The organism is Pseudomonas sp. NPDC086278 (genome assembly GCF_050280905.1).
GTDB lineage: Bacteria > Pseudomonadota > Gammaproteobacteria > Pseudomonadales > Pseudomonadaceae > Aquipseudomonas.
On the sequence record NZ_JBNNWE010000012.1, the window covers coordinates 1 to 23,906 of the forward strand.

At 61.5% G+C, this 23,906-nt stretch carries 19 protein-coding genes; 14 read left to right on the forward strand and 5 right to left on the reverse strand.

Going from position 1 to position 23,906, the window contains the following annotated elements:
- Positions 1 to 262: 262 nt before the first annotated feature.
- The 4 genes from sutA to glnK form a co-directional block, all read right to left on the reverse strand.
- Positions 263 to 589, reverse strand: coding sequence for a transcriptional regulator SutA (gene sutA, locus ACQKP4_RS05780; protein WP_427631247.1), 327 nt, complete (start codon positions 587 to 589; stop codon positions 263 to 265).
- Positions 590 to 689: 100 nt separating this feature from the next.
- Positions 690 to 1,115: a secondary thiamine-phosphate synthase enzyme YjbQ gene (locus tag ACQKP4_RS05785; RefSeq protein WP_427631249.1), complete on the reverse strand. Its 426-nt coding sequence runs from the start codon at positions 1,113 to 1,115 to the stop codon at positions 690 to 692.
- 213 nt (positions 1,116 to 1,328) lie between these two features.
- Positions 1,329 to 2,666 (reverse strand): ammonium transporter, encoded by a 1,338-nt coding sequence (locus ACQKP4_RS05790; protein WP_427631251.1) that lies wholly within the window; start codon positions 2,664 to 2,666, stop codon positions 1,329 to 1,331.
- A 36-nt stretch (positions 2,667 to 2,702) separates the two neighbouring features.
- Positions 2,703 to 3,041, reverse strand: a complete 339-nt coding sequence (gene glnK, locus ACQKP4_RS05795) for a P-II family nitrogen regulator (protein ID WP_002555808.1) — start codon at positions 3,039 to 3,041, stop codon at positions 2,703 to 2,705.
- A 417-nt stretch (positions 3,042 to 3,458) separates the two neighbouring features.
- On the opposite strand from glnK, the gene ACQKP4_RS05800 reads away from it, so the two are divergent.
- The 13 genes from ACQKP4_RS05800 (at position 3,459) to ACQKP4_RS05860 (ending at position 22,245) form a co-directional block, all read left to right on the forward strand.
- Positions 3,459 to 3,719, forward strand: a complete 261-nt coding sequence (locus ACQKP4_RS05800; RefSeq protein ID WP_123360912.1) for an accessory factor UbiK family protein — start codon at positions 3,459 to 3,461, stop codon at positions 3,717 to 3,719.
- A gap of 446 nt (positions 3,720 to 4,165) precedes the next feature.
- The gene (locus tag ACQKP4_RS05805) at positions 4,166 to 5,659 is read left to right on the forward strand and encodes a YifB family Mg chelatase-like AAA ATPase (RefSeq protein WP_427631253.1); all 1,494 of its coding nucleotides are present in this window, start codon (positions 4,166 to 4,168) and stop codon (positions 5,657 to 5,659) included.
- A 185-nt stretch (positions 5,660 to 5,844) separates the two neighbouring features.
- On the forward strand, positions 5,845 to 7,209 hold the full coding sequence (locus tag ACQKP4_RS05810) for an SrfA family protein (protein ID WP_427631255.1): 1,365 nt from the start codon (positions 5,845 to 5,847) through the stop codon (positions 7,207 to 7,209).
- A gap of 17 nt (positions 7,210 to 7,226) precedes the next feature.
- Positions 7,227 to 10,292 carry a virulence factor SrfB gene (locus ACQKP4_RS05815; RefSeq protein ID WP_427631257.1) on the forward strand — a complete coding sequence of 1,022 codons (3,066 nt, stop codon included), beginning with the start codon at positions 7,227 to 7,229 and terminating at the stop codon, positions 10,290 to 10,292.
- Positions 10,289 to 13,003 carry a putative virulence factor gene (locus ACQKP4_RS05820; RefSeq protein ID WP_427631259.1) on the forward strand — a complete coding sequence of 905 codons (2,715 nt, stop codon included), beginning with the start codon at positions 10,289 to 10,291 and terminating at the stop codon, positions 13,001 to 13,003. Before ACQKP4_RS05815 ends, ACQKP4_RS05820 begins: the two co-directional genes overlap by 4 nt.
- A gap of 3 nt (positions 13,004 to 13,006) precedes the next feature.
- Positions 13,007 to 14,017, forward strand: a complete 1,011-nt coding sequence (locus ACQKP4_RS05825; protein ID WP_427631260.1) for a hypothetical protein — start codon at positions 13,007 to 13,009, stop codon at positions 14,015 to 14,017.
- Entirely contained in the window at positions 14,017 to 16,008 is a 1,992-nt protein-coding gene (locus ACQKP4_RS05830; RefSeq protein WP_427631368.1) for a vWA domain-containing protein, read from the forward strand. The genes ACQKP4_RS05825 and ACQKP4_RS05830 overlap by 1 nt, the downstream gene beginning before the upstream one ends.
- A 10-nt stretch (positions 16,009 to 16,018) precedes the next feature.
- Positions 16,019 to 16,720 carry an ABC transporter ATP-binding protein gene (locus tag ACQKP4_RS05835; protein ID WP_427631262.1) on the forward strand — a complete coding sequence of 234 codons (702 nt, stop codon included), beginning with the start codon at positions 16,019 to 16,021 and terminating at the stop codon, positions 16,718 to 16,720.
- On the forward strand, positions 16,704 to 17,927 hold the full coding sequence (locus ACQKP4_RS05840) for an ABC transporter permease (protein WP_427631264.1): 1,224 nt from the start codon (positions 16,704 to 16,706) through the stop codon (positions 17,925 to 17,927). Before ACQKP4_RS05835 ends, ACQKP4_RS05840 begins: the two co-directional genes overlap by 17 nt.
- Positions 17,917 to 19,461: an SUMF1/EgtB/PvdO family nonheme iron enzyme gene (locus ACQKP4_RS05845; protein ID WP_427631266.1), complete on the forward strand. Its 1,545-nt coding sequence runs from the start codon at positions 17,917 to 17,919 to the stop codon at positions 19,459 to 19,461. Before ACQKP4_RS05840 ends, ACQKP4_RS05845 begins: the two co-directional genes overlap by 11 nt.
- A 58-nt stretch (positions 19,462 to 19,519) precedes the next feature.
- Positions 19,520 to 20,251: a hypothetical protein gene (locus tag ACQKP4_RS05850; RefSeq protein WP_427631268.1), complete on the forward strand. Its 732-nt coding sequence runs from the start codon at positions 19,520 to 19,522 to the stop codon at positions 20,249 to 20,251.
- Positions 20,252 to 20,255: 4 nt separating this feature from the next.
- A complete protein-coding gene (locus ACQKP4_RS05855; RefSeq protein ID WP_427631270.1) occupies positions 20,256 to 20,762 on the forward strand; it encodes a hypothetical protein in 507 nt (168 codons plus the stop codon).
- 58 nt (positions 20,763 to 20,820) lie between these two features.
- Positions 20,821 to 22,245, forward strand: a complete 1,425-nt coding sequence (locus ACQKP4_RS05860; RefSeq protein WP_427631272.1) for a vWA domain-containing protein — start codon at positions 20,821 to 20,823, stop codon at positions 22,243 to 22,245.
- Here the strand turns inward: ACQKP4_RS05860 and ACQKP4_RS05865 are convergent.
- Positions 22,242 to 22,832, reverse strand: a complete 591-nt coding sequence (locus tag ACQKP4_RS05865) for a TetR/AcrR family transcriptional regulator (protein WP_427631274.1) — start codon at positions 22,830 to 22,832, stop codon at positions 22,242 to 22,244. The genes ACQKP4_RS05860 and ACQKP4_RS05865 overlap by 4 nt on opposite strands.
- 116 nt (positions 22,833 to 22,948) lie before the next feature.
- Here ACQKP4_RS05865 and ACQKP4_RS05870 point away from each other — a divergent pair, with 116 nt between their 5' ends.
- Entirely contained in the window at positions 22,949 to 23,872 is a 924-nt protein-coding gene (locus tag ACQKP4_RS05870) for an ABC transporter six-transmembrane domain-containing protein (protein ID WP_427631276.1), read from the forward strand.
- Positions 23,873 to 23,906 lie beyond the last annotated feature (34 nt).

Genomic DNA, 23,906 nt, shown 5'->3' on the forward strand with positions numbered 1-23,906 from the left:
GCCGCATAGCTACAACGACTATCGGTCACCAGTCGCCAGGGAGAAGTTGGCGGCGTGAAACCTTAATCGGTGTCCAAGATTACTTGACCAGTTCAGCTTGCTCGCGAAGGCGGCGGGCCATTCAGCATTGAGGTTGACTGACACACCGTCTTCGCGAGCAAGCCCGCTCCCACAGGGGATCACCGCAGGTTCCTGATTTTTATCCCGCCCAAGAAAAAGCCCGCAGCGACGGCGGGCTTTTTTTGCAAGCAAGGACAGGCGCTCAGATAGGCCGGCTGCCGTACTTGTTGTCAGGCTTCTTGGGAGGATCGGCGACCACGTTGGCCTCCACTTCCTGCACCTTGCCGCCTTTGGCCAGAAACTCTTCCATGGCCCGCGCGAGAGCATCGCGCTCCTTGTTTTTGGCTTCAACGCTCGGCAGCTCATCGACCGATACCGCAGCCTTGGCTTTGCCTTTGGCGGCAGGGGCCGGCGTATCTTCGCCACCGTCGTCGTCAGCAACGTCTTCCGCCGCTGCTTCCAGGCCTTCTTCAGCCTCGTCTTCGTCGCCTACTTCGAGGTCGTCGGTTTCCAGATCATCGTCGCTCATGTTCTACCTCATGACTTGCGAAAAGCAGATTAGTTATAGCCCAGCTTTACCGTCTGTCGACAGCCGCCGGAAAATTCAATAACCGCTGGTGACCAGCGGTTCATGCCCCTTCACCGTGAACGGTGGCGAGGACTTTACGGGCACCGCCAGAATCACGGTGCTCGCCCAGATAAACACCCTGCCAGGTTCCCAGCGCCAGTCGGCCCGCCGAAATCGGCAAACTGAGCTGACAGCCAAGTACGCTGGCCTTGAAGTGCGCCGGGAGGTCGTCCAGGCCTTCGTCGTTATGCTCATAGCCGTCTGTTCCTTGTGGGATCAGACGATTGAAAAATCGTTCGAAGTCGCGACGTACCGCCGGATCGGCGTTCTCGTTGATGGTCAACGACGCCGAGGTATGCTGCAGCCACAAATGCAACAGACCGACCCGACACGCCTTGAGTTCAGGCAGGCCGGCGAGTAACTCGTCCGTTACCAGATGAAAGCCCCGGGGCCTTGCCCGCAGGGTAATCAGAGTCTGTTGCCACATACAGTTCTCCGCACGTTCGGGGCGCATTCTAGCGCGCTCTGGGAAAAAACAAAGGCCCTAATATTCCTTCAATCATGTAAGCCATTGGCCGCAGAAAAACGCTCGGCGCAAACGCCACCAAACGTGTACGAAAAAACCTTTCAGCCGCTCCTTCATTGACAAATTCCAGACAAAAAAATGCCCGGCGTACCGGGCACGTTTTTCAGACGCTTCTTACAAGTTGTAGCCGCGTTCGTTGTGCTGTGCCAGATCGAGGCCGACCGCTTCTTCTTCCTCGGTCACACGCAGACCCATGACGGCGTCCAGGACCTTGAGAATGATGAAGGTGACGATCGCGGTGTAGATCACCGTGAAGCCCACGCCTTTGCACTGAATCCAGACTTGTGCGGCGATGTCGGTGACGGTGCCGAAGCCACCCAGCGACGGTGCGGCGAACACACCGGTCAGGATCGCGCCGAGGATACCGCCGATACCGTGCACACCGAAGGCGTCCAGGGAATCGTCATAGCCGAGTTTGCGTTTCAGGGTGGTGGCGCAGAAGAAGCACACCACGCCGGCCGCCAGGCCGATGACCAGGGCGCCCATCGGGCCCACGGTGCCGGCGGCAGGCGTGATCGCAACCAGACCGGCTACAACACCCGAAGCGATACCCAGTGCACTTGGCTTGCCGTGAGTGATCCACTCGGCAAACATCCAGCCCAGTGCAGCGGCGGCGGTTGCGATCTGGGTTACCAGCATCGCCATACCGGCGGTGCCGTTGGCCGCTGCGGCGGAACCGGCGTTGAAGCCGAACCAGCCCACCCACAGCATGGCGGCGCCCATCAAGGTGTAACCCAAGTTGTGCGGTGCCATCGGCGTGGTCGGGAAGCCTTTGCGCTTGCCCAGTACCAGGCAGCAGATCAGACCGGCCACACCGGCGTTGATGTGCACCACGGTGCCGCCGGCGAAGTCCAGCACGCCCCAGTCCCACAACAGGCCGCCGTTACCGGACCAGACCATGTGCGCAATCGGTGCGTAAACCAGGGTGAACCAGATGCCCATGAAGATCAGCATGGCGGAGAACTTCATCCGCTCGGCGAACGCACCGACGATCAACGCAGGGGTGATGATGGCGAAGGTCATCTGGAAGGTGACGAACACCGCCTCAGGGAACAGCGCCGCAGGACCGGTCAGGCTGGCTGGCGTAATGCCCGAGAGGAACGCCTTGCCCATCCCGCCGAAGAACGAGTTGAAATTGACGACGCCCTGCTCCATGCCGGTGGTGTCGAACGCGATGCTGTAGCCATAAATGACCCACAGAATGCTGATCAGACCGGTAATGGCGAAGCACTGCATCATCACGGAAAGAATGTTTTTCGACCGAACCATGCCGCCGTAGAACAGCGCGAGGCCGGGAATGGTCATGAACAGCACGAGGGCTGTCGAGGTCAGCATCCAGGCGGTATCGCCGGAGTTGAGGACTGGGGCCGCCACTTCGTCTGCCGCCATAGCCAGGCTGGGCATTACGAGGGACAACAGGGCTCCTAGCCCTGCGAATTTACGCAGAGTCATATTGTTTTCTCCTGGGGCGTTGGGTTTGTGGCGGCTTTAAATCGCGTCGGTATCGGTTTCGCCGGTACGGATGCGAATCGCCTGTTCCAGATTGACCACGAAGATCTTGCCGTCACCGATCTTGCCGGTGTTGGCAGCCTTGGTTATCGCCTCGATAACCCGGTCCAGATCCTTGTCGTCAATGGCGACATCGATCTTCACCTTGGGCAGAAAATCGACCACGTACTCCGCGCCGCGATACAGCTCGGTGTGACCCTTCTGCCGACCGAAGCCTTTGACTTCAGTAACGGTAATGCCCTGCACGCCGATCTCGGACAGCGACTCGCGCACGTCGTCCAACTTGAACGGCTTGATGATGGCAGTGACTAGCTTCATGAAAACTCTCTCCCGAATTGGTGGACTTGCCCCAGGAAAACAAACCCGTCTCAAGTCTAAGCGCAGTGCCTGGCTTTGTAACGCGTCGTCGGCCTTGAATGCCCGCCCGACCCCAGCTAACCACTCCGCACGAAACACTTCCCCGTTTCGCTTGGCGCACTGCATTCGTCACAGCGACTGCATCAGTGCATGGGTTGATAGGCACTAAGCAGAAAGCTTGCCATCTCGCCAAAATCCACTGAATTCAATCCTTTGGTCGCTGCCGACAGCCGCTTCACTCACATCGACTTACGGTTACGCACAACAACAGTGCGCCGCCGTCCGTCCAGATGCGCGAAAAGCGTGCATCCATGCTGTCGGAATTGACTATAGACACTGCGTGATACACTGCCCGCCATTGTTTTCAGGACCTCTCCCATGCTCGCACCCAAAGACTTCCTCGACGCCCTGAGCGGCACCGCCTCGCGCCTGTTCAGCGGCGACACCCCACTGCCGAAAAGCGAAATCGAAAGCCAGTTCAAGGCTTTGTTGCAGAGTGGTTTCAGCAAACTCGACCTGGTCAGCCGGGAAGAATTCGATAGCCAGATGGTCGTGCTCGCACGCACCCGGGCACGATTGGAGAGCCTTGAGGCGAAGGTCGCGGAGCTGGAAGCAAAGCTTAGCCCGCCCGCCGAGTAAACCCGCCGCCCCAGATGTGAAATGCGATCCCCTGTGGGAGCGCGCTTGCTCGCGATCAAGATCGGAACGACCTTGCGGTCTTCAGCCCCGTCACAATCTCGGCAGCGTCCTACAAAGATCATTACCGCCGTCAGATAGCGCCTTAAAGCCCTGACTCCTGAGCTCACCCAATGCGGACTGTTCAGCACCGGGTTTGGCGGACTGGATGCTTAAGGCGTGCGACGGCTAGCGACGGCGGGTTCACCGCCGTCCTTCATCAACTTAGGCAACGTCCTACAAAAAGCTCATCCCGCGACCGATTACGTCGGCACTCCCCACTCGCTTACGCTCCACCACCACGACGACACTCGCAACATCCTGCGAAGGTTTGATGCCTGCGCCGTTTCGCGACTCGACTAACCTTCAAAAACCGCAGGAAGCGGCTCCGTAACGCTCAAGGAACGACCATGTCCCTCTCCATCGTCCACAGCCGCGCCCAGATTGGCGTGGATGCGCCCGCCGTTACCGTCGAGGTCCATCTGGCCAACGGCTTGCCATCGCTGACCATGGTCGGGTTGCCGGAGGCGGCGGTTAAGGAAAGCAAGGACCGGGTGCGTAGCGCGATCATCAATTCGGGGCTGCAATTTCCGGCGCGGCGCATCACGTTGAATCTCGCCCCCGCGGATTTGCCGAAGGACGGCGGAAGGTTCGATCTGGCGATTGCCCTGGGGATTCTGTCGGCCAGTGTGCAGGTGCCAACGTTGACGCTGGATGATGTGGAATGCCTCGGCGAATTGGCGTTATCAGGGGCGGTGCGGGCCGTTCGCGGCGTGTTGCCGGCCGCATTGGCAGCGCGCAAGGCCGGGCGGATGCTGATGGTGCCGCGCGAGAATGCCGAGGAGGCGTGCCTCGCGTCGGGACTGAAGGTGATTGCAGTGGATCACTTGCTTCAGGCCGTGGCGCATTTCAACGGACACACACCGATCGAGCCCTACTTGTCCAATGGTTTGCTCTACGCCAGCATGCCTTACCCCGATTTGAATGAAGTGCAAGGGCAACTGTCAGCCAAGCGTGCGCTGCTGATTGCGGCGGCAGGCGCGCATAACCTGTTGTTCAGCGGACCGCCGGGGACGGGGAAAACCCTGCTGGCGAGTCGCTTGCCCGGGCTGTTGCCACCGCTGGCCGAGAATGAAGCACTGGAAGTCGCCGCGATTCAATCGGTCTCCAGTTGCGTGCCGCTGAGCCACTGGCCACAACGACCGTTTCGACAACCCCACCACTCCGCTTCCGGGCCGGCACTGGTCGGTGGCGGATCACGGCCGCAACCCGGCGAAATCACCCTCGCCCACCACGGGGTGTTGTTCCTTGATGAACTGCCCGAGTTCGATCGCAAGGTCCTGGAAGTTTTAAGGGAGCCGATGGAGTCCGGGCACATTGTGATTTCCCGCGCCAAGGATCGCGTGAGGTTTCCCGCGCGCTTTCAATTGGTGGCCGCGATGAACCCGTGCCCCTGTGGATATCTTGGCGAACCCAGCGGCAAATGCAGTTGTACGCCGGACATGGTCCAGCGCTACCGCAACAAACTGTCCGGACCGTTACTGGATCGAATCGATCTGCATCTGACCGTTGCCCGGGAAGCGACCGCATTGAATCCGGCTCCCAAGCCTGGCGACGACACGGCGACCGCAGCAGCACTGGTTGCCGACGCACGAGAACGGCAACACAAACGCCAGGGCTGCGCCAATGCCTTCCTTGATCTGCCGGGCCTGCGCAAACACTGCAAGTTATCCACAACCGATGAAACCTGGCTGGAAACGGCCTGTGAACGACTGACCTTGTCACTCAGGTCAGCCCACCGACTGCTCAAGGTTGCGCGCACGCTGGCGGACCTTGAACAAGTCGACGGCATCACTCGTGAGCATCTGGCGGAAGCGTTGCAATATCGACCGGGCACGAACTGAGAGATCTTGTGGATTCGATGAAGACCTCATGCAGCGCGCGTTTTCTTGCGCTGGCCTCAAACGGTTTCGGACCATCGGCTGATTGACGGCGACATCATAATGACATTAAGGTCGCCAGCTAAATGCAGGAGCAAGCACAGGCATCTCTGTCTGTCATTTTGCGCAACGGATCATATGGAGTTTGGATGCGCGGGGCACTATTACGCAGCGGTAAGAGCGGGTCATTCACTGCCTTGGGCGAAACGGGTCAACCGGTCTACCGGGCGGCGCTGCAATTGCGCGAAGCCATTCGCCGCAAGAATCCCGAGATGGTCGATCACCTGGCCATTCCTCAAAGCGATGAGCTCGGTAACCAGATCGACTGGTACAGCGGCCTCGATGGCGATGTGATCCCGTGGAGCAGCGCGACCGAAGAAGAGCGCGCGCCTGCCCGCCGTCAACTCGAGGCGCTGAAGACTGCGCTCGATGAATTGAGCCAGCGTTTCCTCAGCACTGACACCAACGAGCAGCAGCAAGGCGACAAAGCCGTGTTCGGCAAGTTGCTCAAGCGTGTCATTCATTTCCCCGACGAAAACTTCGTTTACCTCGTTCAAGGCAAACCGGTGCTGACCTTTTGGGGTTTCGAGCACGCCGGTGCCGACCGCAATCGCGATCCGTTGCATTGCCTCTATTCGGTTCCGCCGGTGTTCACCCTGCCACCTGTGGTCGAAGCGCCAGTGGTTGCGCCCGTCGTGCCGGTAGTGGCGCGTCCGTGGTGGCGGCGCTGGTGGTGGCTGTTGCTGCTGCCGTTCTTGCTGCTGTTGTTGTGGTTATTGCTCGGTTTGCGCGGTTGCGTGCCGATGCCCTTGGTAGCGGTGAACCTGCTGCCCGAGGGCGTCGTGCCGGTAGAAAATCAACGGGAAGCGCCACTACTGACCGGTAACGCCACCACGCTGAATGGCGTTCCGGTGACTGGCTCTGTGGCAGGTTCCACCACTGGCACTGCCGTGGAAGGAACTCATGGCGTGCAAGCGCCCGCCGTCGAGGGGAAGGAGGCGGATGCTGCACCCGCCGACATCACCCAGGACCCGGCCACTGAATCCCCGGCCGCCGCGCCCGAAAACCAGACCGAGCCACCGGCGGTGACGCCGCCCGATGCGGCAAAAGAGGCGGAAAAATCCGCCGCCGCAAAGCCAGGCCCGGCGCTGAGCATTCCGCCAGACGCTGCTGACGGAGCCGCGAAATTTCTCGACGGTCAGTACCGCGCCGGTGCCGGCATTCAGGATCGCCGGACCGGAAAACCGCTGCGTCTGGAATACCAGTTCAAGGACGGCAAAGGCGAAGTCACCGTACACCAGGCCGACGGCTCGAAATGCAGCGGCCCGGTCACTGCCGCCATGAAGGCTGGCAGCCTCGCCATCGACAGCCAGGGCCAGGCCGTGTGCGGCGATGGCAGCACCTACGACATGCCCAAGGTCAACTGCCGCAAAGGAGCGACCACGGTCGCGGACTGCACCGGCGGTTACGGAAAAGATCAATTCCCCATGTCCATGCGGCAAACGGGCGAATAAACACGGAATAACCTGACATGTTGCCTGAAGTCACCCAATTCGAAGACACCGTCACGCTCGTCAGCGACACCGGTATCCAGTTCATGGATTTCGCCCTGCGCCTGGATCCTCGCAAGGAACCGGCGGGCGAATTCGCGCCGATGATCAGCGGGCTGATTTGCCGGCTGATGTACAACGAAGAGAAAGACTTCTACTTCTACGAGCCGGAACCGGAAAAGGTCGAGAAGGCCAAACCGGCGTTCAGCATCGACATGAAAAGCAGCCTGGAGCTGCTGGACGGTGTCTGGTTGCCGATCCCGTTTTTCCGTTTCATGCCGCCGCACCGCTTCGACGAAGGCCCGAGCAACTGGTCGCGCATGCGTCTGGTGAAACTGGCCACGCCCGACATCGACGGCAACACGCACCGCCTGACCATGGCCTTCGACAGCCGGGTGATGCCCAAGCGTGATGGCACCGCGTACCTGGCGCCGAACGAAGAAGACATCAGCTCCGGCGTGTCTTTCAAACTGGCGACCAAGGCCAGCGAAACCCGGTGGTTCCTGGCGCAAGCGTGGGTCAACGAGTGGCTGCTCGAAGTGTTCAACGAGGGCAACGCCCACCGCTCGCGCGAAGAATTGGACATCGACATTCGCGCCAACCATCACCTGGCGCACTACCTCAACTTGCTGAGCCTGTTGAGCACGCCATCGGCGGCGGCGCAGTCGACGGCCCGGCCGAAAGTTGAAATCCCGGAACTGAAAGTGGTCGCCAACGACAGCAATGGCCTGGTCAAACCGATTCCGGTGGACCTGGTGCTGGACGTCGGCAACTCGCGCACCTGCGGCATCCTGATCGAAAACCACGGTCAGGCCGGTTCCGGGTTGAAGCAGAATTACGTGCTGGAACTGCGCGACCTGATCACCCCCGAACACACCTACAACCAGCCGTTCGAAAGCCGTGTGGAATTCGCCCAGGCGTATTTCGGCAAGGACCACTGTTCGGTCAAAAGTGGCCGGCACGATGCGTTCCAGTGGGCGACGATTGCCCGCGTCGGGAATGAGGCCGGCCGCCTGGCCAGCCGTCGTCGCGGCACCGAAGGCTCCACCGGCCTGTCTAGCCCGAAACGTTACCTGTGGGATGAAAACGCCTACGGCCACGGCTGGCGCTTCAACTGCTCGTACATCAAGACCGACAACGAGCCGTACGCCACCGCCGCGCCGTTCTCGCACCTGATCAACGAAACCGGCGAGGCGCTTTACAGCCTCGAAGAGGACGATCGCCTGCCGGTGTTCATGCCGCGTTACTCGCGCAGCTCGCTGATGACCTTCATGCTCGCCGAAGTGCTGGCGCAGGCGCTGTCGCAAATCAACAGCCCGGCCCAGCGTTCGCGTCAGGGGCACACCCGCGTGCCGCGCCAACTCAACAGCATCACCCTGACCGTGCCGCCAGGCATGCCGCAGGCCGAGCGCAGCATTCTCAACGAACGCATGCTGCAAGCCATCGGCCTGGTGTGGAAAAGCCTTGGCTGGCACGCCGGCGAGGAAGACCCGCATCAGGACCAGACCGTCAGCCCGCGCACGCCGATCCCGAGTATCCGCGTCGAATGGGACGAAGCCTCCTGCGGCCAGTTGGTGTACCTGTACACCGAGGTCAACGAGAACTTCGCCGGCCACCCGGAAGAGTTTTTCGACACCATCGCCCGCCCCGACAAGACTGATCGCGAACGCATTACCCTGGCGACCATCGATATCGGCGGCGGCACCACCGACCTGGTGATCACCGACTATCGCCTCGACCGCGCCGGCAATACCGGCAGCGGCAGCAACGTGCACATCGTGCCCGAGCAGCGTTTTCGCGACGGTTTCAAAGTGGCCGGCGACGATATCCTGCTGGACGTCATTCAGGATTTCATCCTGCCAAGCTTCGAGAAAGCCTTGCAGAATGCCGGCGTCAGAGCCCCGGACTCGCTGATGTCGCGGCTGTGCGGCGATGAATCGGTCAGCGCCCAGGACATGATTCTGCGCCAGCAATTGAACCTGCAGGTGTTCTCGCCGCTGGGTCTGGCATTGCTCAAGGCCTACGAGCATTACGACCCGCAAGTGCCGCAGGAAGTCAGTCCGCAAAGTTATCGCCAACTGCTGGGCGACAACGCGATCAGCCAGACCGTGCTCGATTACGTCAACGCGGCCGTACGCCGCGATGTCGGCGGCCAGAGCGGTTTCGACCTGTACGAAGCGCCGATCAGCTTCGACCTGCAAAAGCTCCACGCCGCGTTCCTCAACGATCAGATCAACATCACCAAGATCCTCGGCGCGCTGTGTGAAGTGGTCGCGCATTACCCCTGCGACGTCCTGCTGCTGACCGGCCGCCCTTCGCGGCTGCCCGGCATCCAGGCGTTCATTCGCAAAGTGCTGCCGCTGCCACCGGGACGCATTCTGGCGCTGCAAAACTACCGCACCGGCGGCTGGTATCCGTTCCACAAGAACGGCCGCATCGACGACCCGAAAAGCACCGCGTCGGTCGGCGCCATGTTGTGCCTGTTGTGCGCCAACCACAGCGTGCCGAACTTCTACTTCCGATCTTCGGCGCTCAAGCCGTATTCGACGGTCAAGCACATCGGCGTCATAGATCTGAACAACGTGATCAAGGATGCCGACGTGCTGTACCGCGACATCCAGTCCGAAGACTACAAAATCAAGCTGCCGGAAATCGGCGTCGGCGATGCCGCCGATACCCCGCAACTGGAAATGCGCGGCGACCTGCGCCTCGGTTTCCGCCAGTTGGCCGCCGACCGCTGGGCCGCGTCGCCGCTGTATACGCTGCGATTCACCAAGGCCGGCCGCGAGAAGTTCTCCCGTGCGGTCGGTGAAAACGGCAGCGCGCCGCTGCTCAAGGTGCGCTTCGAGGTCAAGGCGGCGGACAAATACACGCGCAAGCAGGATCTGGTCAGCGACCGCCTCTCGGTGCGCGACATCGAATCCAACAGCAGCAACGTCAACTTCAACCCGCGCAGCGACCTCGAGCTGGAACTCAACACCATGCTCGACGCCGGCCTGAGCGAGACCAAGTACTGGCTCGACAGTGGAAGTGTGAAACGCAAATGAATGACCTGACCCCCGATCAACATCAGCTCTCTGCCAGTTGGAACGCTGTTTATGAAGGTGCCGGTCAGGCGCTGGAATGGATTGGCCAGACCCGCGTCAACGCGCCACGTCTGGACAGCGAAGCCGACAACCTGAACATCCGCCTGCACCGCGCCCGCAACCTGGCTCACAGCCTCGGTCGCGTGGCCTGCACGCCGATGACCATCGGCTTTTTCGGCCTGTCCCAGGCCGGCAAGTCCTACCTGATTTCGGCGCTCGCGGCCGGTCAGAACGGCAAACTGGAAACCGATTTCGGTGGCCAGCGCCTGGACTTCATCAAGCACATCAACCCGGTGGGTGGCGGCAAGGAAGCCACCGGCCTGGTGACGCGCTTCAGCCGTCGCGCCACGCCAAGCCAGGACCCGCAGTTTCCGGTCGAGCTGACGCTGTTCAAGGAAGTCGAGCTGGCGAAGATTCTGGCCAACTCCTGGTTCAAGGATTTCGACCTTGAGCGGATTTCCTACGAGATCGACGAAGAACGCATCCAGCGCGTCCTGAAACCGTTTGAAGGCCGCGAGACCGGGCCGCTGCAACCGGGCGTCAACGCCGATGATCTGGTGTCGCTGTGGGATTACCTGCGCGACAACTTCCGCAATTCGGTGAAAAAACTCGAACACCTGTACTGGCCGAAGGCGCTGCAACTGGCGCCACGGCTGAACTTCCAGGAACGCGCCGATCTGTTCGCGATCCTTTGGGGTGAGCAGAGCGAGCTGACGCGGGTGTATCAGCAACTGGCCGGCGCGCTGCACAAGCTCGGCCTGCCCGAGACCGTGTTCGCGCCGTTGAAGGCGTTGGTGAGTTTCGAAAACGACACCTACAGCCAGCGCGACAGCATCATGAACGTCGACATCCTCGAGCGCTTCGGCAGCCCGCGCGACTTGCCGATCGACGTTCGGCCAAAGGTCGATGGACGTCTGCAAAACAGTCAGGGCATTGCCGTCGCGCAACTCGCGGCACTGACCGCCGAGATGACCTTCTGCCTGATCGAAGCCCCGGCCGATGACATCGTCAATCAGGTCGACCTGCTCGACTTCCCCGGCTATCGCGGACGTAAAAAGCTGCACGAGATCGCCGACTCCAACGACCCGGAATCCGCGACCAAGGACAACTCCGTCTCGCAGCTGATTCTGCGCGGCAAGGTCGCCTACCTGTTTGAGCGCTACACCGACAACCAGGAAATGAACGCACTGGTGGTGTGCACCGGCTCGACCAAACAGAGCGACGTCAACGACGTCGGCCCGGTGCTGACGCGCTGGATCGAAAAGACCCAGGGCGCCGACGCTGCCGCACGCAGCAAACGCGACACCGGTCTGATCTGGGCACTGACCATGCTCGACCTGCGCATCACAAATTCCCTGAGCCTGACAGCCGATCAGTACGACGAGAGCTGGAACGGCATGGTCAAGCTGACCATGCTCGAACGCTTCGGCAGCCTGAGCTGGATGAACGACTGGGCCGGCACGCCATTCCAGAACACCTTCCTGGTGCGCAAACCGCGCATGGACGCGGCGTTCATCGGGCAAGACGACAGCGGCGCCGAAACCGGGATCAACGCCGGCTACCAGCAACGCATCGATGCGCTGGGCGCAAGCTTTGCCAGCAACGACCTGGTGTGCAAACACATCAACAGCCCGGCCGATGCCTGGAAAGAAATGCTGCGCAACGATGACGGTGGCATCAGTCACTTCAGCGGCAGCTTCAAGGGCGTGGCCAACATCGAATTCAAACTGCAACGCATCCGCGAGCAGTTGAACGAATGCCTCGAAGGCCTGACCACCCACGGCTTGAGCACCTGGTATCACGCCGACGGCGACGGGGCCGCAGCCGCCAAGAAAGCCCAGGCACAAATGATTCTCTCGGGCCTTGGCCGGCGTCCGGCAGTGCTGGGCGAGTTCATCGATCAACTCGACATGCCGAGCGAAGAGGTGCGCGACCTGTACCTCAGCGGCGTGTACGAAACCGATGACGAGCCGGCGATCAGCGATGAGCCGGTGGCGCCAACGCCGAGCCACAGCCTGTATGGCAACGACGCCGGTTTCGACTTCGATTTTGGCGATGACACGAGCGCGGACAGCGCGCCGGTCAGCAGCAAAACCGCCACGTCGGCACCAGAGCTGCAAAGCAACGAACACCGGTTTGCCAAAGCGGCATTCAAGGCCTGGATTGCGCACCTGCGCGAACTGACCACCCGGCAAAGCCTGCTCAACCTGCTGGGGCTGGAAAAGGCCTTGTTCGAAGCGGTGGTCGACGAACTGATCACCGCCGGTTATCGCCAGGACTTGCCGGGCCAGTTGAGTCGCGCGGTGCTCAAGCGTGCGCAAAGCGGCGCGCGGCGCGATCAACTGGTCGAACGCCAGGTGCTGGAAGTGCAACGCGTGCTGCGTGACTTCGTTTCGTGGTTCGGCTACCTCCAGAAACCGCTCAGCGAGCGCCCGAACAGCCGCGCCGGAGCCAAGGCGCCGCTGTTCTCGTTCTACACCGACGTCGGCCCCGGACAAGTGCCGGTGCTACCAGCGCAGCCATCGAACCAGGCGCAGCTGTTTCTCGGCGACTGGCTGTCGGGCCTGGCGTACATCACACAGGACAACGCCGGCCATGGTGCCGGTCGCGAAATCACCCCTGAACAGAACGAACGGCTGGGCCATGTGCTCAGCGCTTTCGCAGCGAGATAAGCCATGCCAATTCGTGTCGATCTGCTCGCCTTAGAGCCCAATGTGCCTGGCCGGGCCTGCCTCACCGTCAAGAAATGGCAGGGTGGCGAAGAACAGCTGGAGTTTTCCATTCAGCGTAACCAGGACGGTTTTTACCTCCAGGACCGACAGGCCTGGAGCAACAATCCGTTCTGGTTCAAGGTCTCGCGCTTCAATGTCGCTGCCAGCGGTGAAGCCCTCGAAGCCCAGGTCGGCCCGGAAGTGGTCGACCCGCTGCTGGAGGGCGGCGCCAGCTCGCAATTCCAGATCGAACTGCGCGAACAGAGCCTGAACCACGCCGACAAGGGCGTAGTCCGCCCTGGCGTCGGGCTGCTGCCGTCCACGGCGGGCGGCCAGACACGCTCGACGTACGGCGGCGCGGAACTGACCGCGCCAACCGCGCCGGAACCGCAGATTCCAGAGCTGCCGGAACTGGTCCTGCCAACGCCCGAGCCGGAAGTTGCCCCGGCGCCAGCCGAACCTGTCCATATCCCGCCTCCGGCGCCAGTGAAGAAGAGCAACAAAGGCCTGATCGGCCTGTTGATTGTGGTGCTGTTGTTGCTGGCAGCGGGTGCCGGATTCTGGTTCTACAAACGCACCCCGGCGCCGGTCCCGGCCATCGCGGCGGCTGCACCGGCCAATGCCAATGCCGAGGCCTGCACCCTTGAAAGCATGAACAGCGTGCCCGAGCTGACCTTCGTCCAGACCTGCATCAAGGCCGCGCCGGACAGCGCCAAGTTGCTGGAGATCATCAACGAAGCCAAGGCTGGCAAACACTGCGGCATCGCCCAGCGTCTGTACGCCAACCGCGCCCAGGCCGGTGACGCGTTGATCGCCAACGCCTACGCCCGCGAATACGACCCGAAATACCTGAAGGCCAGCGAGTGCTTCCCGGTGGCGGACAACGCCACCGCCGCCTACTGGTACGAAACGATCCTGACCCAGGACCCGAACAACGCCGAAGCCAAGCAGCGTTTCGAGGAGTTGCAGAAGTGATGCGTTCGCCCGCGAGTCGTTTCCTGTTGAGCGGCGCCGCGTTGCTGGCGCTGTGCATCAGCCCGCTGGCCCAGGCCGATGACAAACCGCTGGTTCAGGCCGGGAAAAAGACTTTGTTCCAGCGCGTGCTGACCACGCCGGGCTGCAAGATCAGCCCGACGGCGGGCGGCGCGGCCGGCGATGCACAACCGGTATTCAGCCGTTTCTACGTTTACGAACGTGCCCAGGCGGCGAATGCCGAGTGGCTGAAAGTCGGCCCCGACAGCTACGGCAAAACCATCGGCTGGCTGCCCGCCAGTTGCACCACCGATTGGAAAATGCAACTGACGCTGGCGTTCACCAACCCGGCCAACCGCGACCGGTTGCTGTTTTTCAAGGAGCGCACCACCGTCGAAGGCATCCTCGACGCGCCGGACCCGGTGAGCAAAGTCGCGCCGCTGCGCGCCACGCTGAAAAAGGGCCAGCCCGCGCCGGGCGTACTCGCCGAAGAGCCTGAATACTTCGTCGACCTGCAAAAGCAGTTCTACCTGTTGCCCGTGCTCAGCGGCGAAGAAGTGATGACCGAGGGCGGTTTCCGCACGCGGCTGCTCAACGTCGCCTCGGTCAGCAAGCCCGATGACAAAGACCCCAAGGGTGGCGCTGCAAGCGGCGCGGCCGGTGGCAAGGAAGCCGAGGACAAAGCGGCCAGCCAGCTGAAGGAATTCAGCGCGGCGGTGGTGTTTGTCATCGACTCGACGATTTCCATGGACCCGTACATCGACCGCACCCGCGAGGCGATTCGCAAGGTCTATCAACAGATCGAATCGCAGAACCTCGGCAAGCAGGTCAAGTTCGGCCTGGTGGCGTTCCGCTCCAGCACTCAAGCGGTGCCGGGCCTGGAATACACCACCAAAATGTACGCCGACCCGACGCAGGTGAAGGACAGCTCCGACTTCCTCGCCAAGGTTGCCGACCTCAAGCAGGCCAAGGTCTCGAGCAGCAGTTACGACGAAGATTCCTTCGCCGGTGTGATGCACAGCATCGACAAGATCGACTGGAGCCAGTTCGGCGCACGCTACGTGGTGCTGATCACCGACGCCGGCGCCATCGAAGGTGATGACAAGCTGTCGCAGACCGGTTTGAGTGCTTCCCAGGTTCGCCTCGAAGCGGCCAACCCCGGCGTGGCGATTTACACGCTGCACCTGAAAACCCCGGCCGGGGTCAAGGATCACGCCAAGGCCGAGGCGCAATACCGCAATCTGTCGACTTACCCAGGCACCAACACCTCGCTGTATTACCCGGTCAACGCGGGTGATGTTCAGGAGTTCGGGCGCAAGGTCGACGCACTGGCGACCGCGATCACCTCGCAGGTGAAAGCCGCCTACATGGGTGAAGACGCCATCGGCAGTGCGGCGAACGCCAAGCAGGACCCGGCCGAGAAGAAAATGCTCGAAGACGCGGCGCTGATCGGCCACGCCATGCAACTGGCGTATCTGGGCGAGAAGACCAACAGCAAGGCACCGCCGGTATTCAAGGCGTGGATCAGCGACCGCGACCTGATCAAGCAAAACATCCCGACCACCGATGTGCGAGTGCTGCTGACCAAGTCGCAACTCAGCGACTTGAGCGACGTGATGAAGCAGATTCTCGACGCCGCTAACGAAGGCCTGATCTCGCCGACGGAGATGTTTGATCGCCTGCGTTCAGTGGCCGCAACCATGGGCGCCGATCCCAATCAGTTGAAGCAGAACAGCAACGCCAAACTGGCGGACATGGGCGTGCTCGGCGAGTACCTCGAAGACCTGCCATACCAGAGCGAAGTGCTGAACCTGGATGAAGAAACCTGGAAGAGCTGGGATGGCCTGGCGCAGGAGAAATTCATCCGCACGCTCAACACCAAACTGCGGCATTACCAGCGTTACAACGCTGACGTCGACCGTTGGGTGGCTTTAGCCAAGGACAGCGATGCACGGGATAACGTTTACCCCGTGCCACTGGAAATGATGCCCTGACGAGACACCCATGCTCGATATCAAGAACCTGCTGGTGCGCCGTGGTGAAGGCGCGCTGGCCCACCATGTGCGCCTGCCGCACTTGCAGGTCGGTGCCGGGGAAATCCTCGCCATCACCGGTGAAAGCGGCAGCGGTAAAAGCACCCTGCTCGAAGCCATCGGCCTGTTGCTGGCGCCGGTCGAGCTTGAGCGCTTTCGCCTGGGCGTGACGCCGTCCCAGGACATCGCGCACCTGCTGGCCACCGACGACCAGCCGGCCCTCGCCGCCGTACGTTCGCGGGACCTGGGGTTCATTTTGCAGAGCGGCGGCTTGCTGCCGTTTTTGAGTGTGCGCGACAACATCAGCCTGCCGCGCCGCTTGCTTGGCATGCCGGTCAACAGTGATCACATCGACCACGCGGTGGAAGTGCTGCGCCTGCAAGGCTTGCTCGATAAACAACCGCAGGCGCTGTCGATTGGCGAACGCCAGCGCGTGGCCTGTGTGCGTGCGATTGCGCATGAACCGTTGTTGCTGTTGGCCGACGAACCGACCGCCGCGCTCGACCCGCACAGCGCCCGGCGTTTGTTCGAGTTGCTGCTGAGCCTGGTGTCGAGCATGGGCCTCAGTGCACTGGTTGTGTCCCATGACTGGGCCTTGTTGAAGGATTTCGGCTTGCCGCGACTCGGCGCTATCAGCCGTCAGGGAGAGACACTGTTTGAACCGATGGATTGACCGCTTGCGCCTGCTGGGAACGCTGGCACTGCAAGACCTCTGGCACGACCGCAAGGTGTCGCTGTGCATTGCCGCCTCGCTGGTGGCGGTGATTGCACCGTTGTTGCTGCTGTTCGGCCTCAAGCACGGGGTGGTCAGCCAGTTGCAGGACGAACTGCTGCGCGACCCGCGCAATCTTGAAGTGAAGATGCTCAGTAATGGCAACTACGACAGCGCCTGGATCGAGCGCCTGCGGCTGCGTCCCGAGACCGGTTTTGCACTGGGCCAGGCCCGTTCGCTGAACACTCAGGCCGACTTGCTGATCGGCCTGCAACGCTTTGTCGAAGGTGCGGAAATCATCGCCACCGAACCCGGCGATCCGCAGCTGAACCTGCCGCAACTCAATCCCGTGGGCCATCAGGTAATTCTCAGCGCCCGCGCCGCGCAACGCTTGCAGGCCAAGGCCGGCGACCGTGTGCAACTGCGGGTGCTGCGCCGGCTGGACGGCGTGAATGAGCGTGGCGAACTGACCTTGACCGTGCTGGCGGTGCTCGATGGCGCACGTTTCGGCCGTGCCGCCGGGTTTGTCGCGCCACCGCTGCTGCTGGACCTGGAGCGTTTTCGCGATGGTTATCAGGTCAGCGCATTCGGCATTGCCACCGGCAAGCCGCAGGGCAATTTGCAGCCGCTGTATGCCCGCGCCCGGGTTTATGCGAAAGACATCGATCAAGTCGCGCCGCTGGAGCGCTGGCTCAACGAACAACACATCGAAACGTCGAGCCGACTGGCCGACATCGACAACGTCAAAGCCATCAACCATGTGCTGGGGCTGATCTTCGGCGTGATCGCCCTCGCCGCGCTGATCGGCTGCGTGGCGTCGATGGTCGGCGCGTTCCTGGCCAACATCGACCGCAAGCGCAAAAGCCTCGCGGTCCTGCGCCTGCTGGGTTTCAAGCGCACGGCGGTCGCCGGGTTCGTGGTGTTGCAAGCGCTGCTGCTGAGCCTGGCCGGTTACCTCGGCGGGCTGGGTTTTTATGCGGTTGGCAGCCAGGTCTTCGATGCCTTGCTCGGCGGCAGCCAGGCCACCGGCACGTTCGTTTGCCACATCACTTTTTGGCATGGCCTCGCCGCCCTGCTCCTGACCTTTCTGGTCGCTGCACTGGTGGCCGTGATCGGCGCCGTGCGAGCCATCAGCATCCAACCTGCGGAGAGTCTGCGTGAGCTATAAACGTTTTGGCTGGCTGTTGCCCCTGAGCCTGGGCTACGTGCTCGACGCCTCGGCGGCGGGATGGGAAGAGAAGTATTACAACCCGATGCCCGAGGCCAGCGACGTCGTGCTGCCGATGCCGTGCGAAGGCTCGATGGTGTTTCGCAAGGTGTTCATCCCGCTGGCCGGACCGCTCGACGATTACCCGATCAACATCGGTCAGGACGGCGCGGAATACGGCTACGTCGAACAGACCCGGCCAACGTTTATCGCCGGCAGTTTCACCGGCGCCAAGAACGACAAATCCCGCTACTACCTGATGGCCAAGTACGAGATGAGTCAGCTGCAATACGCGGCGCTGACCGAAGAAACCTGCCCCACCGCCGCGACCAAGATGCGCATGCCGCAAGTGTCCGTGAGCTGGGTGCAAGCCGTCGACGCGGCGGACAAGTACAACCTGTGGCTGCGTAAGAACGCCGCCGACAAACTGCCCAAGGAAGATGGCGCGCTGGGCTTTCTGCGCTTGCCGACCGAAGTCGAGTGGGAGTTCGCCGCGCGCGGTGGCCTGGAAGTCGGCGCGGCGGAATTTCGCGATACGACCTACCCGATGCCTGACGGCATCAACGCCTACGAGTGGTTTGCCGGGGCGCAATCGTCCAACGGCAAATTGCAGCTGTCGGGCCTGCAAAAACCCAATCCGCTGGGTCTGCACGACATGCTCGGCAACGTCGACGAGATGATGTTCGAGCCGTTTCGCCTGAACAAACTCGACCGCCAGCACGGCCAGGCCGGCGGCTACGTGGTGCGTGGCGGTAACTACCTGACGGCGCAGGCTGACCTGCGCACCGCGTTGCGCAAGGAACAGCCGTACTACAACGCCGAAGGCCAGGTGAAAAACAAAACCACCGGTATGCGCTTGGTCATGGTCTCGCCGACCCTGACGTCGCGTGAACGCGTCGCCAGCATTGAAAGCAGCTGGAAGAAACTCGGCACGGGCAGCAAGGAAACCGAATCCGCCGACAAAGACACCGTGCAATCGCTGAACAGCCTGGCCTCGGGCGTCGAAGACAAAGCGCTCAAGGAAAAGCTCCAGGCACTGGAAAACCAGCTACGCGCCAGCAACCAGCAGCAGGAAGAAACCCGCGATCAGGCGATTCGCGCCAGCCTCAACCTCGGTGCGTTCCTGTGCACCAAGATGCTCGACGATGGCCAGTACGTGGATTTCCTGCAAAAGAACTACAAGCTCAATTGCGAAAGTGCAGACAAAGACACCAGTTGCGACATGCGCAAAGGCAAGCTCGACGAACAGAAGGATCGCCTGCACAAACTCAGCCGCTACTACGCCAGCAGCCTGGTGGAATCGGCGACGTTGTACGGCCAGCCGCTGCTTGAAGCGCAGGTGCCGGTGATGGAAGAAATCATCAGTCGCAACAAGCAACTGCAAGACCTCAAACCCTACTTGCGTACCCACTGGGCGAATCAGAAGACCTTCCTGCAAAAGCAGAAGATCGACACTGAGGCCTGGCTGACCAGTTGCAAGACCGTCACCCAATAGCTCACCCAATAACAACTCGATAACAACACGCCCAACACCGTCACCAAGGAGTTTCACCATGTCGCGCAGCCTTTGGACTCGCTTCAAGCTACAGATCGCTTTCGTGCTCACCGGCAGCTTGCTGCTGACCGGCTGCGCCACCACTGGCAGTTCGATGCTCGGCGGCAGCGACGGCACCGACCCGCGTCTGACCCAGGGCAATGACGCACAATTCTTCAGCAAATCCGGTTACCAGGCCTGCGCGGTCGGCGCCGGTGTCGGCATCCTCGGTTGCGCGCTGTCCAACAGCAGCAACAAAGCGGTGTGCGCCATCGCCGCCGGTATCACCGCGTGCGGCGTGGCCATGGGCGCGAACTACTACCTGGATCAGCGTCGCAGCGAATACTCCGACACCACCACCCGTCTGGCGAAAATGAACAGCGACGTCGAGCAAGACACCCAGAACGTGATCGCCCGTACCGCGACCGCGCAGCAAGTGATCAATGATGATCAGGCGCGCATCGCCCAGATCAAAAAAGACATCGCCAGCAAGAAAGTCGACAAGACCAAGGCCCAGGCCGAAATCGCCGAGATCGATTCGAACATCGCGCGCCTGCGTAAAGACCTCGGCAACATGCGCACCAAAGTCACCGAGTACACCAAAGTGGCCGACGCCGAACGTGCTCAAGGCTCCAGCGCCGAGATCAAGCAAGTGGACGTGAGCATCCTGAAAATGAACGAGAAAGTCGCGGCCCTGCAAAAGGAAGTCGACGGTCTGTATTCGCAGCGCTCCGCGATCACCCTGGGCTAAGCACATGACCCTACGACAGCTGGCGGTCCTCACCGCCGTCCTGGCTTTGAGCGGTTGCGCGAGCAAGCCCGGCGAATGCGATGCGACCAATCGCGACAGCAGCATGCTGACCAAAATGAACTGCGACTACTCCGGTGGTTACAGCGATCAGGTCAAGCAAAAGGAACTGGCCCTGACCGCGTCCCGTCAGGAAAACGCGATGTTCCGCCAGGTGTACGAGAACATTCAGACCCAGCAGCTCAGCACCCAGACCGACCTGGCCAGCCAGCAGAAATCCCAGGCGGCGTTGAACCAGTCGCTGGGGCAGTTGCTGTCCTCGCTCAAGGCCCGGCACGGCAACGAAGGTCAGATCCAGAAGCAGATCGCCGGGCTTGAGCAGCAGCTCAACGCCTCGCAGGCGACGCCCGCGACCAAAGCCTCACCGGCGACGCTGGCCGCCAAACAGGAACAACTGAAGGCGTTGCAGAAGAAGGTCAATCAGCTGCAATTCAGCCTCGGTTACGAAGAGTAACTTTTCACCCCGCAGGCATCCCGGATGCCTGCACTTTTTCTTTTCAGGGATCGTCGTCATGCAGCGGGTCATCAGGGATGCGCAAGCCACACCGGAGGGGATGAGTGCGCTGCAAGCCAAAGTCGCCCTCATCCAGAAACACTTCCCACCGAACGTCGCCAGCCTGTTCGCCATTCCGCGAATGGGCAGCGGCGACGTGCTGGAATGGTGGACCGAACTGGGTGGCCAACCCACGCCTTTTGCCGCGCTGAGCGAAGACGCGCAACGACGATTGCTGGACACCTGGGACGTGCGCCAGAAGTCCCTCGAACAACTGGCGGACGAACTGCAAAAACGTGGTCAGCCGACCGTCGCCGATGAGTTGCGCAGCCTGCTCGGCGCGCCCGAGCTGGACAAGCTCTACAGCCTCAACGGCGAGCCGCTGGCGGTGCGCTGGAACCAGCGCCCGCCGCGACCGATTGTGCCGCCGGTGGTGGTGCCGCCAGTCGTGCCCGTGGTGCCGCCGTCGCGCCGGGGCTGGTGGATCGCGGCGGCCCTGCTCGCGCTGCTGTTATTGCTGTTGGCGCTGTGGGCGTATTGGTGGTTTCTGCACCGCGAACCGGTCGTGCCGGTTGTACCGGTGGCACCCGTGGTGACGCCGGTCGAGAAACCGGTTGAACCGGTGCCCGAGCCTGTCGTGGAACCGGAACCTGTTCCAGAACCTGTTCCAGAACCTGTGCCGGAACCAGAACCGGAACCCGTGCCGGAACCTAAACCGGTACCACCGCCCAAACCGGTGGTGGTCGCCCCGCCACCGGCGCCGACGCTGGACAACTTCGCTTGCCGCAAAAAAGCGCCGAACGCCGAGATTCCGCAATTCGTGGTGGTGCTCGACACCTCGGGCTCGATGGACTTGAACATCAAGTCGGTGAAGGCCGATGAGGAATGGTTCTTCGGCAACGAACTCAACAAGTACCTGGACGCCAACCGCGCCATGCAGATCTTCGCCAAACCCAGCCGCATGGATGTCGCCAAGGACTCGCTGGCCGGCATGATCAACGGGCTGGACCCGAAGATCGACACACGCCTGATCACCTTCGCCGGGTGCGACAGCACGCCGGACCAGGGAGTGTTCAAGTTCGGCGACCGTCAGCGCTTGATCAACGGGATTCGTGGCCTGATGCCGAACGACGGCACGCCATTGGCCGACAGCCTGGCCCACGCGGCAGGCACCGTCGACGGGCGCAATAACGATGCGGTGATCGTGATGTTCATCGACGGTGAGGACGGCTGCCAGAAGGACGTCTGCGCCGTGTCCCGCCAGATCGCCCAGAACCAGCCGCGACTGCGGGTCAACGTGGTGAGCATCGGCGCCGGCGGGCCGTCGCGCTGCATCGCCGAAAACACTGGTGGCCGGGTGTACGCGAGCAGCAATGCGGCGGAATTGGGCAAGCAGTTGAAACTGGCGAGCAAGGAAGTGGCGAGTAACGCCAAGTGCAATTAATCGTCTGCTGCCTGGGTAAATCCCAGTAACAACGCGGCGACTTCCATGACTTCATCCAGGGCCGCTTCGGCGGCCTCGGCTGAAGGTTGCAACAACAGGTCATTGGCGTAGCCCATGGCTTGCGCAAAAATCTGCCGTGCGGCCCGTTCGGGTGAAGCACAGCAAAACACTTGTGTTGCGACACCTTGCTCGATGATCTGCGCCAACAGCGCCTGCCATTGCCTGTTGACCACGCCGTAAGCCGCGGCCAATTCGGCGTCATGCATCGCTTCGTCCCATGCGTCCAGCCACAGCCCCCAGCCATTGTCGGCGGAGGTCGGCAGGCAATCCTTTAGAAAATCCTGCAAGGCCGTGAGGGGTTCCGCGCCCGCCAGCAAAGCGCGGGCTACTTCCAGCTGCTCGTTGGCAAAGCGCACGAAGGCTTCGCGCCGCAACTCCTTCCAATCCGTGAAGTAGTGATAGACGTGACTGCGTGAGAGCCCGGCGTGTTCAGCCAGATCACGGGTGGAAACGTCGGCGAAACCCTTGCTGCGGAATAGCTCGAGGGCGGCAGCGATGATTTGGTCTTTGCGGTCGGTGCGGGACATTTGGAAATAGCCTCGTGGCGCCGGGGAGATAGACGGCGCTTGCGTATTGAGCGATCGCTCAAGGATAATTGAGCAGTCGCTCAATCGTATCGTTTATCTTCCTTTCGGTGCACCCCATGAAAGCCATCAGCCCAAACTTCCTGATCGATGGACGCAAAAAACTCGGACAGCAATCCGCCAGCCAGACGCTTAAGGCCATTGCCAAGGCCTATCCCGGAAAGCTCTTTCTGACGTTGTCACTGGTAGCACTGGAGAACGCGCTGTTGTTGGCGTACCCATTGTTCGCCGGGTTTGCCGTGGACTCGATCATCCGCGGCGATGCCACCAGCGCGCTGTTTTATGCGGTGGTGGTGCTCGCATTCTGGGTGGTTGGCGCCGCACGGCGGGCCGTGGATACGCGCACATTTACGCGGATCTACGCAGACCTTGCCGTACCGGTGATCCTCAATCAGCGCCTGCAAAACCAGAGCACTTCTACCTCGGCCGCGCGGGTGGTGCTGGCCAGGGAGTTTGTCGATTTCTTCGAGAAGCATGTGCCGACCATTGCCACGGCGATGGTGTCGATTGTCGGCGCGGCGGTCATGTTGCTGGTGATCGAGCCGTGGATTGGCCTGGCTTGTCTGGCGGCGCTGTTGCTGTGCATGACCTTGCTGCCACGCTTCGCCCGGCGCAATCAGCAATTGCATGAGCGACTGAATGATCGGCTGGAAAGAGAGATCGGGCTGGTCGAGAAAGTCGGCGCGGACACCTTGCAGCGCCACTATCGAGTGCTGTCACGGCTGCGCATCGGGCTTTCGGACAGAGAGGCCTTCGCCTATCTGTTTGTCGGTTCGGTAGCAGCGCTGTTGTTTGTGATCGCCATCAGTCAACTGGCGCTCTCACCGGCGGTGAAGGCCGGGCATGTGTATGCGGTGATGACGTATTTGTGGTCGTTTGTCAGCAGCCTGGATCAAGCGCCGTCGATGGTGGATCAATTGGCGCGGTTGCGGGACATCGGCAAACGGGTTGATCCGGGGCTTGGAGACAGGTCCGAAGATTGAGCCGATACCTTCGCGAGCAAGCCCGCTCCCACAG